This window comes from Actinacidiphila oryziradicis, assembly GCF_005047355.1.
Classification (GTDB): Bacteria; Actinomycetota; Actinomycetes; order Streptomycetales; family Streptomycetaceae; genus Actinacidiphila; species Actinacidiphila oryziradicis.
The window spans coordinates 24,648-38,833 of sequence record NZ_SUMC01000003.1 but is presented as its reverse complement, the minus strand read 5'-3'; the positions used below and the strand labels follow the sequence as shown (position 1 = coordinate 38,833).

At 69.6% G+C, this 14,186-nt stretch carries 14 protein-coding genes and 2 pseudogenes; 6 read left to right on the top strand and 10 right to left on the bottom strand.

Annotated features, from left to right (window positions below; genetic code table 11):
* The first annotated feature begins 172 nt into the window (after nucleotides 1-172).
* A complete protein-coding gene (locus FCI23_RS04110) occupies nucleotides 173-682 on the top strand; it encodes a DUF309 domain-containing protein (RefSeq protein WP_136722061.1) in 510 nt (169 codons plus the stop codon).
* Between the two features lie 165 nt (nucleotides 683-847).
* Nucleotides 848-1,492 (top strand): L,D-transpeptidase family protein, encoded by a 645-nt coding sequence (locus FCI23_RS04105; protein WP_407645926.1) that lies wholly within the window; start codon nucleotides 848-850, stop codon nucleotides 1,490-1,492.
* 121 nt (nucleotides 1,493-1,613) lie between these two features.
* Here the strand turns inward: FCI23_RS04105 and FCI23_RS04100 are convergent, their stop codons facing one another.
* Nucleotides 1,614-3,833 (bottom strand): NADP-dependent isocitrate dehydrogenase, encoded by a 2,220-nt coding sequence (locus tag FCI23_RS04100; protein WP_136722059.1) that lies wholly within the window; start codon nucleotides 3,831-3,833, stop codon nucleotides 1,614-1,616.
* A gap of 160 nt (nucleotides 3,834-3,993) precedes the next feature.
* Here FCI23_RS04100 and FCI23_RS04095 point away from each other — a divergent pair, with 160 nt between their 5' ends.
* A complete protein-coding gene (locus FCI23_RS04095; RefSeq protein WP_136722058.1) occupies nucleotides 3,994-4,809 on the top strand; it encodes an SAM-dependent methyltransferase in 816 nt (271 codons plus the stop codon).
* A 42-nt stretch (nucleotides 4,810-4,851) separates the two neighbouring features.
* Here FCI23_RS04095 and FCI23_RS04090 read toward each other — a convergent pair whose 3' ends face one another.
* Together FCI23_RS04090 and FCI23_RS04085 are read right to left on the bottom strand one after the other, a co-directional pair.
* Nucleotides 4,852-5,760, bottom strand: coding sequence for a helix-turn-helix domain-containing protein (locus tag FCI23_RS04090; RefSeq protein WP_136722057.1), 909 nt, complete (start codon nucleotides 5,758-5,760; stop codon nucleotides 4,852-4,854).
* A 95-nt stretch (nucleotides 5,761-5,855) separates the two neighbouring features.
* Nucleotides 5,856-6,098, bottom strand: coding sequence for a DUF397 domain-containing protein (locus tag FCI23_RS04085; protein WP_136722056.1), 243 nt, complete (start codon nucleotides 6,096-6,098; stop codon nucleotides 5,856-5,858).
* Nucleotides 6,099-6,274: 176 nt separating this feature from the next.
* Here FCI23_RS04085 and FCI23_RS04080 point away from each other — a divergent pair, with 176 nt between their 5' ends.
* The gene (locus FCI23_RS04080) at nucleotides 6,275-6,790 is read left to right on the top strand and encodes an ATP-binding protein (protein ID WP_136722055.1); all 516 of its coding nucleotides are present in this window, start codon (nucleotides 6,275-6,277) and stop codon (nucleotides 6,788-6,790) included.
* A 100-nt stretch (nucleotides 6,791-6,890) separates the two neighbouring features.
* Here the strand turns inward: FCI23_RS04080 and FCI23_RS56135 are convergent, their stop codons facing one another.
* The 7 genes and pseudogenes from FCI23_RS56135 to hppD all read right to left on the bottom strand — a co-directional run bounded on the left by FCI23_RS56135 (nucleotide 6,891) and on the right by hppD (nucleotide 12,356).
* Entirely contained in the window at nucleotides 6,891-7,163 is a 273-nt protein-coding gene (locus tag FCI23_RS56135) for a hypothetical protein (RefSeq protein ID WP_169316675.1), read from the bottom strand.
* Nucleotides 7,156-7,404 (bottom strand): ketopantoate reductase C-terminal domain-containing protein, encoded by a 249-nt coding sequence (locus tag FCI23_RS59245; RefSeq protein WP_265737722.1) that lies wholly within the window; start codon nucleotides 7,402-7,404, stop codon nucleotides 7,156-7,158. The genes FCI23_RS56135 and FCI23_RS59245 overlap by 8 nt, the downstream gene beginning before the upstream one ends.
* A 211-nt stretch (nucleotides 7,405-7,615) precedes the next feature.
* Nucleotides 7,616-7,845: pseudogene (locus FCI23_RS04070) on the bottom strand (CoA-transferase); the annotation flags it as partial.
* A 79-nt stretch (nucleotides 7,846-7,924) separates the two neighbouring features.
* Nucleotides 7,925-9,166: a fumarylacetoacetase gene (gene fahA / locus FCI23_RS04065; RefSeq protein ID WP_136722054.1), complete on the bottom strand. Its 1,242-nt coding sequence runs from the start codon at nucleotides 9,164-9,166 to the stop codon at nucleotides 7,925-7,927.
* Entirely contained in the window at nucleotides 9,163-10,071 is a 909-nt protein-coding gene (locus FCI23_RS04060; RefSeq protein WP_136722053.1) for a hypothetical protein, read from the bottom strand. The genes fahA and FCI23_RS04060 overlap by 4 nt, the downstream gene beginning before the upstream one ends.
* Complete coding sequence (locus FCI23_RS04055) at nucleotides 10,068-11,270, bottom strand: homogentisate 1,2-dioxygenase (RefSeq protein ID WP_136722052.1); 1,203 nt, start codon at nucleotides 11,268-11,270, stop codon at nucleotides 10,068-10,070. The genes FCI23_RS04060 and FCI23_RS04055 overlap by 4 nt, the downstream gene beginning before the upstream one ends.
* A gap of 12 nt (nucleotides 11,271-11,282) precedes the next feature.
* Nucleotides 11,283-12,356, bottom strand: a complete 1,074-nt coding sequence (gene hppD / locus FCI23_RS04050) for a 4-hydroxyphenylpyruvate dioxygenase (RefSeq protein WP_246143379.1) — start codon at nucleotides 12,354-12,356, stop codon at nucleotides 11,283-11,285.
* A gap of 220 nt (nucleotides 12,357-12,576) precedes the next feature.
* Here hppD and FCI23_RS04045 point away from each other — a divergent pair, with 220 nt between their 5' ends.
* Complete coding sequence (locus tag FCI23_RS04045) at nucleotides 12,577-13,092, top strand: Lrp/AsnC family transcriptional regulator (protein ID WP_136722050.1); 516 nt, start codon at nucleotides 12,577-12,579, stop codon at nucleotides 13,090-13,092.
* 63 nt (nucleotides 13,093-13,155) lie between these two features.
* Nucleotides 13,156-13,874: pseudogene (locus FCI23_RS04040) on the top strand (alpha/beta fold hydrolase).
* Nucleotides 13,875-14,186 lie beyond the last annotated feature (312 nt).

Genomic DNA, 14,186 nt, shown 5'->3' with positions numbered 1-14,186 from the left:
GTGAGAGATATGTCCACTGCGGGGAGGAAACTTCTCATATGCCGGGGCGCACCATCTACTATCCGGCCTCGTTAGCGGCTCTCCCAGCGTGAGCGATGTCACAGATATCCGGGTTTACGGACTCCGATCAGCCGTTGGCGCATGCCCTCCGCCGACCGGCGACACTGGAGGCATGAAAGACGACCAACTCCGGCCAACGCCGTCCGCCCGGGACCGGGACCCGGGCGGCCGGGCCCGCAACGCCCGCCCCCGCGACGGGCTGGGCCGGCCCCTCCCCCACGGCGCACAGGGTGTCGCCCGCCAGCCCGAGGGCGTACCCCGGACACCGGTACAGGCTCTGGACGAGGCCCAGCATCTGCTCGACACCGGCCTGCCCTTCCACGCGCACGAAGTGCTTGAGGACGCCTGGAAAGCGGCTCCCGAACCGGAACGGGAAGTATGGCGGAGCCTGGCGCAGCTAGCCGTCGGCCTCACCCACGCCGCACGCGGAAACCCGGCCGGCGCCACCGCGCTGCTGCGCAGAGCCGCAGCCGGGCTGACCCCCTACGAGCCGCGGCCCCCGCACGGCATCGACGCCACCGGCCTCGCGCGCTGGGCGCGACACCACGCGGACCTGCTCTCCGTCGGCGACAGCGCCGCCCCGCTGCCCGCACCACACCTGCGCCACGCCCCGCCGTCCTGAAAAGTCCCGCCACAGGGAGCGCGCGGGCGGCACAACCACCCGCCCGCGTGGGCAGTCTGGAAGGAGGACCGTCGAACCGACGGCGAGCGCTGTACGGAGAGGGGCATGATGAGAGCAGCCGGGATATGGGGGCGCCGGGTGGGCGCCGCACTCGCAGTGACGGGGATGGCGCTGCCGCTGTCGGTCGCATTCGGCGCGCCGGCGCAGGCCGCGTCGTGCACGACCAAGGCCGGGCCCGACCAGAAGAAGGTCGAGAAGTTCCTGGGGCGGCCGGTGGACGGAAAGCAGTCGACGGGCGACTGCCACGCCATACGCAACTTCCAGACCAGTCACGGCATCAGCCCCGCCATCGGCTACGCCGGGCCTGTCACCTGGGGCGTAATGGATTTGATAAACCATCAGAAAGCCGCCGGCAGCAATCCCAACAAAGCCAAGAACTGCCCGACGAACAAGGGACGCATCGCCTGCGTCGACCTGACCCGCCAGCTGAGCTGGATCCAGGACGGCTCCAAACTGAAATTCGGCCCGGTGCCGGTACGGACCGGCCGCAACGGCTACGAGACACGCACCGGTTCGAAGAAGATCTACTGGCGTGACATCAACCATGTGTCGAGCGTCTACAACGTCGCGATGCCGTACAGCCAGTTCTTCGACGGCGGCGAGGCGTTCCATTCCATCGCCGGCAGTGTGTGGTCACCTCCGGGCTCCCACGGCTGCGTCAATATGCGCAAGAGCGACGCCAAGAAGTACTGGAGCCTGTTGCGGAACGGCGACGACGTCTACGTCTACGGCCGAAAGCCCGGCACCTGATCCCCTTCCCGGACCGTACGTGGGAAAGGTCCCTCGGGCCCTCGCTCCGGCAGGTGCCGCAAGCGTTGAACCGGGCCCGGGGACCTTCCCCTCATTCCGTGGAACTCCTGCGCGGATCTCGTCAGCCGAGGGTCGCCAGGGCCTCGTTGAAGATCTTCGACGGACGCATGACGGCCGACGCCTTGGCCGCGTCGGGCCGGTAGTAGCCGCCGATGTCAGTCGGCGAGCCCTGCACCGCGATCAGCTCGTCGACGATGGTCTGCTCCTGCTCGGCGAGCGTCTTGGCGAGGTCGGCGAACGCCCCCGCGAGCTGGGCGTCGTCGCTCTGCTTGGCCAGCTCCTGCGCCCAGTACAGCGCCAGGTAGAAGTGGCTTCCGCGGTTGTCGATGCCGCCCACCCGGCGGCTGGGCGACTTGTCCTCGTTGAGGAACGTGGCGGTGGCGCGGTCGAGGGTGTCGGCGAGCACCTGGGCGCGCGCGTTGCCCCTGGTCTGGGCGAGGTGCTCGAAGCTGACCGCGAGCGCCAGGAACTCGCCCAGGCTGTCCCAGCGCAGGTAGCCCTCCTTGACGAGCTGCTGGACGTGCTTGGGGGCGGAGCCGCCGGCGCCGGTCTCGAACAGTCCGCCGCCGTTCATGAGCGGGACGACGGAGAGCATCTTGGCGCTCGTGCCGAGCTCCAGGATCGGGAACAGGTCGGTCAGGTAGTCACGCAGTACGTTGCCGGTGACCGAGATCGTGTTCGCGCCCCGGCGGATGCGCTCCAGGGAGAACGCGGTCGCGTCGACCGGCGGCATGATCTCGATCTGCAGGCCCTCGGTGTCATGCTCGGCGAGGTAGGCCTTGACCTTCTCGATGAGGGTCGCGTCGTGCGCGCGCCCCTCATCGAGCCAGAACACCGCCGGGTCGCCGGTCGCGCGGGCGCGGGTGACGGCGAGCTTGACCCAGTCCTGGATCGGCAGGTCCTTGGTCTGGCACATGCGGAAGATGTCGCCTGCGCCCACCGCCTGCTCGAGTACGACGTTGCCGCTGCCGTCGACGACCCGGACCGTGCCCGGGTTGAGGACCTCGAAGGTCTTGTCGTGGCTGCCGTACTCCTCGGCCTTCTGCGCCATGAGGCCGACGTTGGACACCGAGCCCATCGTCGACGGGTCGTAGGCGCCGTGTGCGCGGCAGTCATCGAGGACGACCTGGTAGACGCCGGAGTAGCTGCTGTCGGGCAGGACGGCGAGGGTGTCGGCCTCCTGGCCGTCCGGGCCCCACATGTGGCCGGAGGTGCGGATCATGGCCGGCATGGAGGCGTCGACGATGACGTCGCTCGGTACGTGCAGGTTGGTGATGCCGCGGTCGGAGTCGACCATCGCCAGGGCGGGGCCGTCGGCGATCTCGGCCTCGAAGGACGCCTTTATCGCCGCGCCTTCGGGCAGCGTCTCCAGGCCCTTGAGGATGCCGCCGAGGCCGTCGTTCGGGCTCAGGCCGGCCGCGGCGAGCTTCTCGCCGTACTCGGCGAACGTCCTCGGGAAGAAGACCCGCACCACGTGGCCGAAGACGATCGGGTCGGAGACCTTCATCATCGTGGCCTTCAGGTGCACCGAGAACAGCACGCCCTCGGCCTTGGCCCGGGCGACCTGCGCCGCCAGGAACTCGCGCAGAGCCGCCACCCGCATCACCGAGGCGTCCACGACCTCGCCCGCCAGCACGGGCACCGACTCGCGCAGAACGCTGGTGCTCCCGTCGTCCCCCACCAGCTCGATACGCAGCGAGCCGGCCTCGGCGATGACCGCGGTCTTCTCGGTGGAGCGGAAGTCGTCGGCGTCCATGGTCGCGACATTGGTCCTGGAGTCGGCGCTCCAGGCACCCATGCGGTGCGGGTGCGCCTTGGCGTAGTTCTTCACCGAGGCGGGGGCACGGCGGTCGGAGTTACCCTCGCGCAGGACCGGGTTCACGGCACTGCCCTTGACCTTGTCGTAACGGGCGCGGACGTCCCGCTCCTCGTCGGTCTTCGGGTCGTCCGGGTAGTCCGGCAGCGCGTAGCCCTGCTGCTGGAGCTCGGCGACCGCGGCCTTCAGCTGCGGGATCGAGGCCGAGATGTTCGGCAGCTTGATGATGTTCGCCCCGGGGGTCTTGGCCAGCTCACCGAGCTCGGCGAGGGCGTCGTCGATCCGCTGCCCCTCCTCGAGCCGCTCGGGGAAGCTCGCGATGATCCGCCCCGACAGGGAGATGTCGCGGCTCTCGACGCTGACCCCGGCCGTTGAGGCGTAGGCCTGGACCACAGGCAGGAACGAATACGTCGCCAGGGCCGGGGCCTCGTCGGTGTGCGTGTAGATGATGGTCGAGTCAGTCACCGATACTCCGCTTCACGTCTACATTCGTCTCGATATCAAGATATCTCGTGGCCACCCCTCCCTGACACCAGCCCCCGGTTCGAGGTCGTCGGAGGCCTGACCTGGCACAGCGGATCGTCCTAGAATGGTTACGCCGCAACCACATAGCGTGAGGGGTCTGATGAGCCAGGGCAGTGAGCCGTTGTCCATCGGGATCGATGTCAACGTTCCGAGCGTAGCTCGGATGTACGACTACTACTTGGGTGGCAAGGACAACTACGCCGTCGACCGTGTGGCCTCGGAGGACCTGCTCAAGGTCGTACCGAGCACAAAGGCTCTGGCGCTCAACAACCGGCAGTTCCTGCGACGTGTGGTGCGCCGCCTGGCTCACGACTACGGGATCCGGCAGTTCATCGACCACGGGTCCGGCCTGCCGACGCAGGACAACGTCCACGAGGTCGCCCAGCGCGTGGACCCGGCCTCGCGCGTGGTCTACGTGGACAATGACCCGATAGTCCTGGCGCACGGGCGCGCGCTGCTGGAGGAGAACGACAACACCGTCGTCATCCAGGCGGACATGCGCGACACCGATGGCATCTTCGGACACCCCGAGATCACCCGGCTGATCGACCTCGACCAGCCGGCCGCCGCACTCTTCGTCTCGGTGATGCACTGCATACCGGACTCCGACGACCCGGCCGCACTGGTCCGCCGAGTGGCGGACCGGCTCGCCCCGGGCAGCTTCCTCGTGGTCTGCCAGCTGGTCAGCGAGGACGCCGCGACGCGCAAGTTCGTCACCGACTTCATGGAGACCGCCACCCACGGCAACTGGGGACGAGTGCGCCAGGAGCACGAGGTCCTGCCCTACTTCGACGGTCTGGAGATCCTCGAACCCGGCCTTGTGGAGGTCTCCACATGGCGGCCGGACTCCGATCTCGGCCCGAAGCAGCTCACCCAGGAGTGGATCGAGTACGGAGGCGTCGGCCGTAAGAGCTGACACGGATTGGGCGTCCGGTGCGCCGGGCGCCCGTCGGATCGCTCAGCCGAACTGGCTGATGATCTCCTTCAGGAACTGCCTGGTGCTCCTGGGTGGTTGGGCTTCCGCACACAGCCGGTCCATGACCGCCAGGTAGTTGTCGACGTCGTCCCGCTTGTCCAGATAGAGCGCGCTGGTCAGCTGCTCCAGGTAGACGATGTCGGGCAGGTCCGGCTCCAGGAACCGCAGTATGGTGACCGGGCCGCCCGCCGCGGCAAGGCCGCCGACGCTGAAGGGCGCGATCTGCAGGGTGACGTTCGGGAGCCGGGTGATGTCGATCAGGTGCTGGAGCTGGGCGCGCATCACGTCCACGCCGCCGATCGGGCGCCGCAGTGCCGCCTCGTCCAGGACGGCCCACAGCCTGGGCGGATCGCTGCGGGTGAGCAACGACTGGCGTGCCATGCGCAGGCTGACCCGGCGGCCGATCTCCCGGGCCGGGGCCCGGGGGTGGCCCAGCATCGTGACAGCGCGGGCGTACTCCTTGGTCTGCAGCAGACCCGGCACGAACTGGACCTCGTAGGTGCGGATGACCGAGGCCGCTTCCTCGAGCCCGATATGCGTCTCGAACCAGCTCGGCAGAACATCCCCGTACTTGTGCCACCAGCCCGGGGTGCTGGCCTGGCGGGCAAGGGTGAGGAAGTCCGCCCGTTCGGTCTCGTCATTGACCTCATAGAGGGTGAGCAGATCGGAGACGTCACGTTCCTTGTAGCCGGTGCGTCCCAGCTCCAGGCGGCTGATCTTCGCATGTGACCCGCGGATCCACTCGCCGGCAGCTTCGCGGCTGATGCCACGCGCCTCGCGCAACCTGCGCAGCTGGGTGCCGAGCACGATCCGCAGAACTGTGGGGCCGCCTCGCGGGTGTTCGAGGTAGCGCTTTATCGACGGTTCGCGACTCGGCTGAGCGGCGGTCATGCGGGCTCCCCCTGAGCGACGACGAACACCCAGTGTCCCATTGCGGGACCTCCTTCGTACAGTCGCTCACGTTCTGCTCGCGTGTCGTCAGCGGGTCACTCCTCGCCCAGCATGCTGTCGAAGTCGCCGTCCCTCGCTCCCTGGACGAACGCGGTGATCTCGGCCGTGGTGTAGATCAGCGCAGGTCCCGCAGGGTGACGGGAGTTGCGGACCGCGATGTCACCGCCGGGCAGCCGGGCGAGCTCAACACAATTTCCACTGGGGTTGCTACTGCGGCTCTTCCGCCAGACCACGCCTTCGATGCTGGTGGCCTGCGTGCCGTTGACGATTTCCTGCATTTCCGCCTCTCCCTTGCCACCACGCGCTGCACGTGCAGATGCACGTGCAGCTGTTCTTGCGGCTGTACTTACGAATGTAATTGCAGATGTGCTTGCAGAGGTAGGTGGCTGACGAGGATAGTAGCCCGTGCAGCGGACGTTCATGCCAACTGCCACCAGGCTTCGCGGAGATTGTGATGACATCAGACCCAGCGTGTTCACCAGGCGATGTCGCACCTGACAGCGCCGGCAGTCACTGGCTGGCCCTGACGCTCCAAAGCGGGCTCGGAGCAAGGGGATTCGCGGCGCGCGCACTCACTGGCGACCTGCAGGAAGCGGGTGCCGCCCGGCACTTCGCGCGCTGCACCCTCTTCGACTGGGACATGGGACCTCTCGTCGAAGACGCCGCGGTGATCGTGTCCGAGCTGGTGACCAACGCGATGCGCTACGGGCTCGGCTGCCCGCTCAGCCCGCCCGCCACCTCCCGGCCTGTCTGGCTGGGGCTGCTCCTGCAGGAAACGACCGTGCTCTGCGCCGTCTCCGACCCCAGTCCCGAGATCCCGGTCGTCAAGGAACCCGACTATCTCGCCGAGTCCGGGCGCGGACTGCACATCATCGACTCCCTCAGCGACGCGTGGGGCTGGACTTCGCCCGACCACGCGGGCAAGACCGTCTGGGCGGAGGTTGGACTGCCTGCGCCGTCTCTGCCATAGGGCGGCCTCCGCAGGCGCAAACGAACGCCGACCGACGGGGGGCCGGCGTTCGTTTGCGTTCCCGCGCGCGGCGTTACCCTGCGGCTCCTGCGGCCAGATGTCATCTCCCATACCCGGCCAGGACAGCGGCCACCGATACGACGACGAGGACGGTGTGGTCTTCAAGCACACCTTCCGCCGAGTACGGGAGCCGTTCTACGTCCGGCTGCGCGGCACCGACGGCAAGCGCCACGCGGCCGGCGGCATCGAGCCGCTGATGGATGTGCACGGTGACGCCGATCCGTGGGCCGACCTCCTGCCGTCCGGCGGTTCGGCGCTCGCAGTCCAGGCTCTTCGGGTCGGCCGACTTCGCGCAGGGAGATCCTTCAGGCACCCCTGCGACCTGGCGGATCCGCCAGGTCCCGCCCGCGTACCTGGGCGGACAGCCGAGTCAGGCCCAGCAGCGCGTCGATGTTCGGCGTCCGCACACCGACCGCGGCCCCTATCTCCCGGACCGCGCCGACCAGTGCGTCCAGTTCCAGGCCGCGTCCGGCCTCGGCGTCCTGCAGCATCGACGACTTGAAGGCGCCGAGCTCGCGGGTCACCCTGTTGCGGTCTTCCGGGCTCTCCTCGATCGGGCAGCCGATGCGCGCGCCAATCTCTGGATTTCGGAGGGCCGCGCCGGGCCGCCAGGGCCTGACGGCCGGCCCGGAACGCCGGTTCCGGGCCCCACCGTTTCGGGCCGCTGTGTGGGCGATCAGCGGGACGCGGCGGGGAAGCGTACGCGGGTACCTGTCCGCTCGCGGATCTCGCCCGCCGGGACGCCGGGCGCCGCCCGGACCAGCGCGACGCGGTCGCCACCTGGCCGTCGGGCCCGTAGCGCCAGGGCAGGCCGCCGTCGGCCACCTGGGTTCCCACCCCTGCGGGGGTGCAGAAGGCGGGGATGGCGCAGTCTCCGGCCCGCAGCCGCTCCGCCAGGGTTCCCCGGAAGACGAGGTCGAGTTCGATCTGCCCTGTCAGGTACTGGCGGGCAAATTCCCGTACTCCCCCACGTAGCTGCTGGTGGCCCGGCTGATCAGCGGCACGGTGGTCAGGACCGGCGGGATGCCGGTCGGCGCCCGCGTCGGCCGCCGAGGACACGCTCTTGTCCGGCGGTCAGTCCTTTCCTGACGAGGGCACAATGCGGCCCGTCACCTCTCCGAAGCCGATCCGCGTGCCGTCCGGGCCCGGCGCGGTGGCCGTGATGACGACTTCGTCGCCGTCCTCCAGGAATGTGCGGGTGGAGCCGTCGGCCAGCTTGACGGGGCGTTCGCCGTTCCAGGTCAGCTCGATGAACGCACCCTCGGTGCCGCGGTCGGGGCCGCTGACCGTGCCCGAGGCGAACAGGTCCCCCGCGCGCAGGCTCGCGCCGTTCACGGTCATGTGGGCGAGCTGCTGTGCGGCCGTCCAGTACATGGCGGCGAACGGCGGCCGTGAGACCACCTCGCCGTTGAGCCGGACCTCCAGCGTCAGGTCCAGGCCCCACGGGTCGCGCCCGTCGCGGTCGTCGAGGTAGGGCAGCAGGTCGACGTCGCGGGCGGGCGGCGCGACGCGGGCGGCGGCCAGAGCGTCGAGCGGGACCACCCAGGGCGAGAGTGAGGTGGCGAAGGACTTGCCGAGGAAGGGGCCGAGCGGCACGTACTCCCAGGCCTGGATGTCGCGGGCGGACCAGTCATTGACCAGCAGGACGCCGAAGACATGGTCGGCGAAGCCGTCCAGCGGCACCGGCGTGCCGAGCGGCGACGGCGCTCCGACGACAAAGCCGACCTCGGCCTCGATGTCGAGCCTGCCGCTCGGCCCGAAGCCCGGTGCGGCATCGGCCGGCGCCTTGCGCTGGCCGTGCGGGCGGACGATCGGGGTACCGGAGACGACAACGGTGCCGGAGCGGCCGTGGTAGCCGATGGGCAGATGCTTCCAGTTCGGCGTCAGCGGCGGCGTGCCGGGCCGGAACAGCGTGCCGAGGTTGGTCGCGTGGTGCTCGGAGGCGTAGAAGTCCACGTAGTCGCCGACCTCGAACGGCAGGTGCAAGGCCACCTCGGCGCGCGGCAGCAGGCATGGCTCGACCGCGGCGCGGTGCGCCGGGTCGGTCAGCCAATCGGTCAGCGCGGCACGGACTTGCGTCCAGGCGGTGCGCCCGGCCGCCAGCAGCGGGTTGAGGACGGGCGCGTCCAGCAGCTCCGCGAGCGCGGCGTCGAGCCCGGTCGCACGGGCCGCTGCGGCGGCGTCGAGGATGTGATCACCGACCGCCACCGCGATACGGCGGCGGTCGGGAGCGTCGGGCGCGGTGAAGACCCCGTAGGGGAGGTTGTGCACGCCGAACGGCGAGTCGACGGGCAGCGCCAGCCAGGAGACGGTCATCGGCGGTCCATAACGGTGTCGGAAAGGGTGATCAGGCCGAGTGAGGCGAGATCCTGGAGCGGCTCGGTGATGCTGCAGGTGCCGTAGGCGGTGAACAGGGTCCGCGTCCGGGCTGCCTGGCGATCGGTCATACCCGTGAGGCAGGAGGCAAGTTCGTGACCGTCGCGCAGCTCAAGCACAGTAATGAGCGCCGCACGGGAGGCACCCGACAGCGCCTCGCCCGTGGCGGCGAGGATGTTCAGGAATCCGTGGTGTTCAAAACCGGTGACCGCGGCGGTATGGCGCACGGCCTGGTGCAGTCCGGCCGTGCACTTGAACGAGAGCCCGCGGTCAGCGCATCCCGTGATGAAGGCAGCCACCTCGGCCGCCGGCGGGAAGGCCTCGGCGATCGTGCCGCCGGTCCGCAGCTTCGCGCGGTAACCCGTACCAGCCATGACGTCGAGGGCGGCGGCCATCTCGGCGGGACTTGCGCGCCGCACCTCGACCACACCGCCCGCCCGGGGCGGCAGATGCCGGTCGAGTGCGGCGCGGGCGGCCTGAGCCGCCTGCGCCGGTGTCCCGGTCGCGGCGCAGGCCAGCTCCACGCCGACCACCGGCAGCCCGCGGCTGCGGGCAGCGGCCAGGGCAGGCACCAGCCGGTCCGGCCCGCCGGGCACGACCAGCACCGCGTCCGGGCAGTCATGACCGTGCTGGAGCGCGCCGGCGACGGCGTCCAGGTGGCCGGTGCCGATCAAAAACGGCCCCACCAGCGGCTCGAACCAGGCTTCCCGGTAGCGGGCGTGGGCCGGCAGCGCGTCCTCGGCGGTGGCGTTGCCCGGCGGGAACATCGCCGCGTCGTCGCAGAGCCCGGCGAACAGCGGCGGTATCCCCGTGTCGGAGGTGCCGGAGGCGTCGGTGGGGCTCATTGGTCCGGCCCCCGACCGCTCCAGCTCCAGGCGTAGCGGCCGTCGTCAGTCGCCCGGCCGCCCTCGGCGATCTCCAGCGGACGGAAAGTGTCCACCATGACGGCGAGTTCGTCGAAGAACTCCGCGCCGATGCTGCGCTCGTAGGCGCCCGGCTGCGGCCCGTGCGCGTGTCCGCCCGGATGCAGCGAGATGGAGCCCTGGCCGATCCCGGAGCCCTTGCGAGCCTCGTAGTCGCCGCCGCAGTAGAACATCACCTCGTCGCTGTCCACGTTGGAGTGGTAGTACGGCACCGGGATCGACAGCGGGTGGTAGTCGACCTTGCGCGGCACGAAGTTGCAGATCACGAAGTTGGTCCCCTCGAAGACCTGGTGCGCCGGCGGCGGCTGGTGCACCCGCCCGGTGATCGGCTCGTAGTCGGCGATGTTGAACGCGTACGGGTACAGGCAGCCGTCCCAGCCCACCACGTCGAACGGGTGGGCGGGCACCACGAAGACCGTGCCGCCGATCCCGCCGGAGACACGGTGCTTGACGTAGATCTCGATGTCGCCGTCCGCGTCGGCCAGCAGCGGCCCGGCCGGTCCGCGCAGGTCGCGTTCGCAGAACGGCGCGTGTTCCAGCAGCTGCCCGTACTTGGAGAGGTAGCGCCCGGCCGGTCCGATGTGGCTGTTGGCCTCGATCACGTACAGCCGCAGCGGCGCCCCGTCCGCCGGAAGCCAGCGGTGGGTGGTGCCGCGCGGGACTATCACGTAGTCCCCCTCGCCGGCCTGCAGGCTGCCGAAGACGCTCTCCATCACCCCGGAGCCGGACTCCACGTAGACGCACTCGTCCCCGATCGCGTTGCGGTACAGGGGCGAGGGGAGGGCCGCGGCCACATAGGCGATCCGCACGTCCGCGTTGCCGAGGATCACCCGGCGGTCGCGGACGGGGTCGGCGTGGCGCCAGGCCTCGCCGGGAAAGAGCCCGTGGAGCTTGAAGTGGTACGGCTTGAGGGGGTGGTTGGGCTCGGGCTTGCCGCCGTCGATGCTCCAGATCCGGCTGTCGACCAGGGCCGAGGGGATGGCGCGGTGGTACAGAAGCGAGGAGTGGGAGGAGAAGCCCTCCTCCCCCATCAGTTCCTCGTAGTACAGGTCGCCCTCGGAGCTGCGGTGCTGGGTGTGACGCTTGGGTGGGATCGCGCCCGCACTGCGGTAATAGACCATGGCCCCGGCTCCTCAGAGGTTCCCGCGGCGGGCCTGCTCACGTTCGATGGCCTCGAACAGTGCCTTGAAGTTGCCCTTGCCGAAGCCCAGCGAGCCGTGCCGCTCGATCAGCTCGAAGAAGACGGTCGGCCGGTCCTGCAGCGGCTTGGTGAAGATCTGCAGCAGGTAGCCGTCCTCGTCGCGGTCGGCGAGGATCTTCAGCTCCCGCAGGGTGTCCACCGGGACGCGGGTGTCGCCCACCCACTCGCCGAGGGTGTCGTAGTAGGTGTCCGGCGTGTCGAGGAACTCCACCCCCATCTCCCGCATCGCGCGGACGCTGGCCACGATGTCGCCCGTGGCCAGCGCCAGGTGCTGCACGCCTGGGCCGCCGTAGAACTCCAGGTACTCGTCGATCTGCGACTTCCGCGTGCCCGCGGCGGGCTCGTTGATGGGGAACTTCACCCGGTGGTTGCCGCTGGCCACCACCTTGGACATCAGCGCGGAGTACTCGGTGGCGATGTCATCACCGATGAACTCCTTCATGTTGGTGAAACCCATGACGCGGTTGTAGAAGCCGACCCACTCCTCCATGCGCTCCACGTTGCCCACGCAGTGGTCGACGGCCTGGAAGTAGCGCTTGGGGTGGCCGGCCGGCTTGGCGTGGAACAGCGGGCCGTGCTCGGTGAAGCCGGGCAGGAACGGGCCGGTGTAGCGGGAGCGGTCGACCAGGGTGTGCCGGGTCTGCCCGTAGGTGGCCAGCGCGGCGACGCGGACGGTGCCGTACTCGTCGGTCAGGTCGTGCGGCTCGCTGAGTACCGTCGCGCCCTGTTCGCGGGCATGGGCGACGGCGCGGTCGACGTCGGGGACCTCGATGGCCAGGTCGGTCACGCCGTCACCGTGCGCGACCACCGACTGGCCGGCCTCGGTACCGGCGTGCACCTCGCCGGTGATCAGGAACCGGGCCTTGCCGGAGGTGAGGACGTACTCGGCCACGTCGCGGCTGCCGTTCTCCGGACCGCGGTAGGCCACGCAGGTCATGCCGAACGCGGTGGAGTAGTAGTGCGCGGCCTGCTTGGCGTTTCCGACGTAGAACCGGATGTGGTCCATGCCGATCACGGGAAAGGGGTCGGTGGTGTCATCGTGCTCCACAGCTCCGATGAGCCGAGTGAGGTCGACATCGGCAACGGAATGCGTCATGGCGTGCTCCTGGGTCCGGGGCGGTGGGGTGCTTACAGAAGGCAGTAGACGGCTCAGCAAGACCTGGTGACAACATCTCTTCGATAAGCTAGACAATCTGCTAAGTAAAGCGCTGTATAAGGAGCATGTGGTGGAAGAACAGCGCATCTCCCTCGACCAGCTCGACACCCTGCTGGTCCGCACGATGAGCGAGCATCCGCGCACGGGTTTCCTGGAAATCTCCCGGCTGACCGGCGTCTCCCGCGCCACCGTCCAGGCCCGCGTACAGCGCCTGGAGCAAGCAGGCGTGATCACCGGGTACGGGCCCGACATCGATCTGCCCGCCGCCGGCTATCCGGTGCTCGCCTTCGTCAGCCTGGAGATCGCCCAGGGCGGCCTGCAGGAGATCGCCGAAGAGCTCGGCCGCATCCCGGAGGTACTGGAGGCGTACGGTATGACGGGCCCGGCCGACGTCAACTGCCATGTGGCCGCAAGTTCGAACGAGCATCTGCAGCAGACGCTGATCCGGATCAACCGCATCCCCACGGTCGTCCGCTCCACCAGCGTGATCGCCCTGTCCCGTGTGGTCGCCCCCCGTCGGCTGCCGCTCCTGGAGTCCGAACAACGACCCCGCCCGAGCCGGGTGCCGAACTACCGGGGCACATGACCGGCTTCCCGCCCAGCACGTCGGGCCCAGCCGCCGCGACAGCGGCCGTGAGTTGTCAGACCGCTGCGCTACGTTTCCACCACGAGCGAATTCGTACTGGTGGCGGGCGCGTGGCTTGGATCGTGGGCGTGGGAGAGGTGGTGCCGGAGTTGCGTGCGGCCGGGCACGGCACCCACCCTTTGACGCTGTCCGGCCTCGCCGACAAGCAGAGTGTGCCGGCCGGGCAGCAGACCCATGTACAGGACATCGTCAGCGAGGTCGAACGCCTCGATCTGCGCGACGTCGTCCTGGTCGGGCACAGCTACTCGGGCATCCCGGTCGGTCAGGCCGCCGAGCGGATCGGCGACCGGCTGGCCCGCGTGGTGTTCGTCGACTCCAACGTTCCGGCCGACGGCGAGTCGTTCGTTTCGGGCTGGCCGGACGGCCGGGCGATGGTGGAGGCATCGATAGCCGGGAACGGGGGCTTCTGGGCGCCCCTGACCACAGCCGACTACGACGGCCAGGGTCTCACCGGCGAGCAGGTCGCACGGATCGCGGGCGGCTCGACGCCGCACCCGGGCGCCACCCTGACCGAGCCGGCCGTGCTGGCGCGCCCGCTCGGCGAGCTTCCGGCGACCTACATCAAATGCCTGCTCGACGGCGCCGAGCCGAATGACGACGTGGCCGAGCTGCTGAAGAGCGAGCGCTGGCGGTTGGTGGAGATGGACACCGGCCACTGGCCGATGTTCTCCCAGCCACGCGAGCTGGCAGGGATTCTGCACCGGTCAGGCACGGAATCCTGAAAGGCGCCCCGGCTGCCCCGGCTCCTACGGCTACGACCGGGCGACGGCCTGCACGGTGAGTGTCAGGCCCGCCTCCCGCGCGAGGCGTACGCACACCCCGACGTCGCCCGCGCCCGCGACCGCGACCGTGGCGACCGCTACGGGCCTCTGAGCACCGGCGGCGGTGATGGGCGAGGGCGGCCGAGACGCGCGGCCTCCTGGGACTGGCGGGCACCGCCCCGGGGTGGGCCGGCTCACCCGTCCGCCCGGCTCGCCGGCTCGTACCTGCGCGCGGTGGATTTCGTCGCCGGCCCGCGCCGGGGCCGGCGCTGC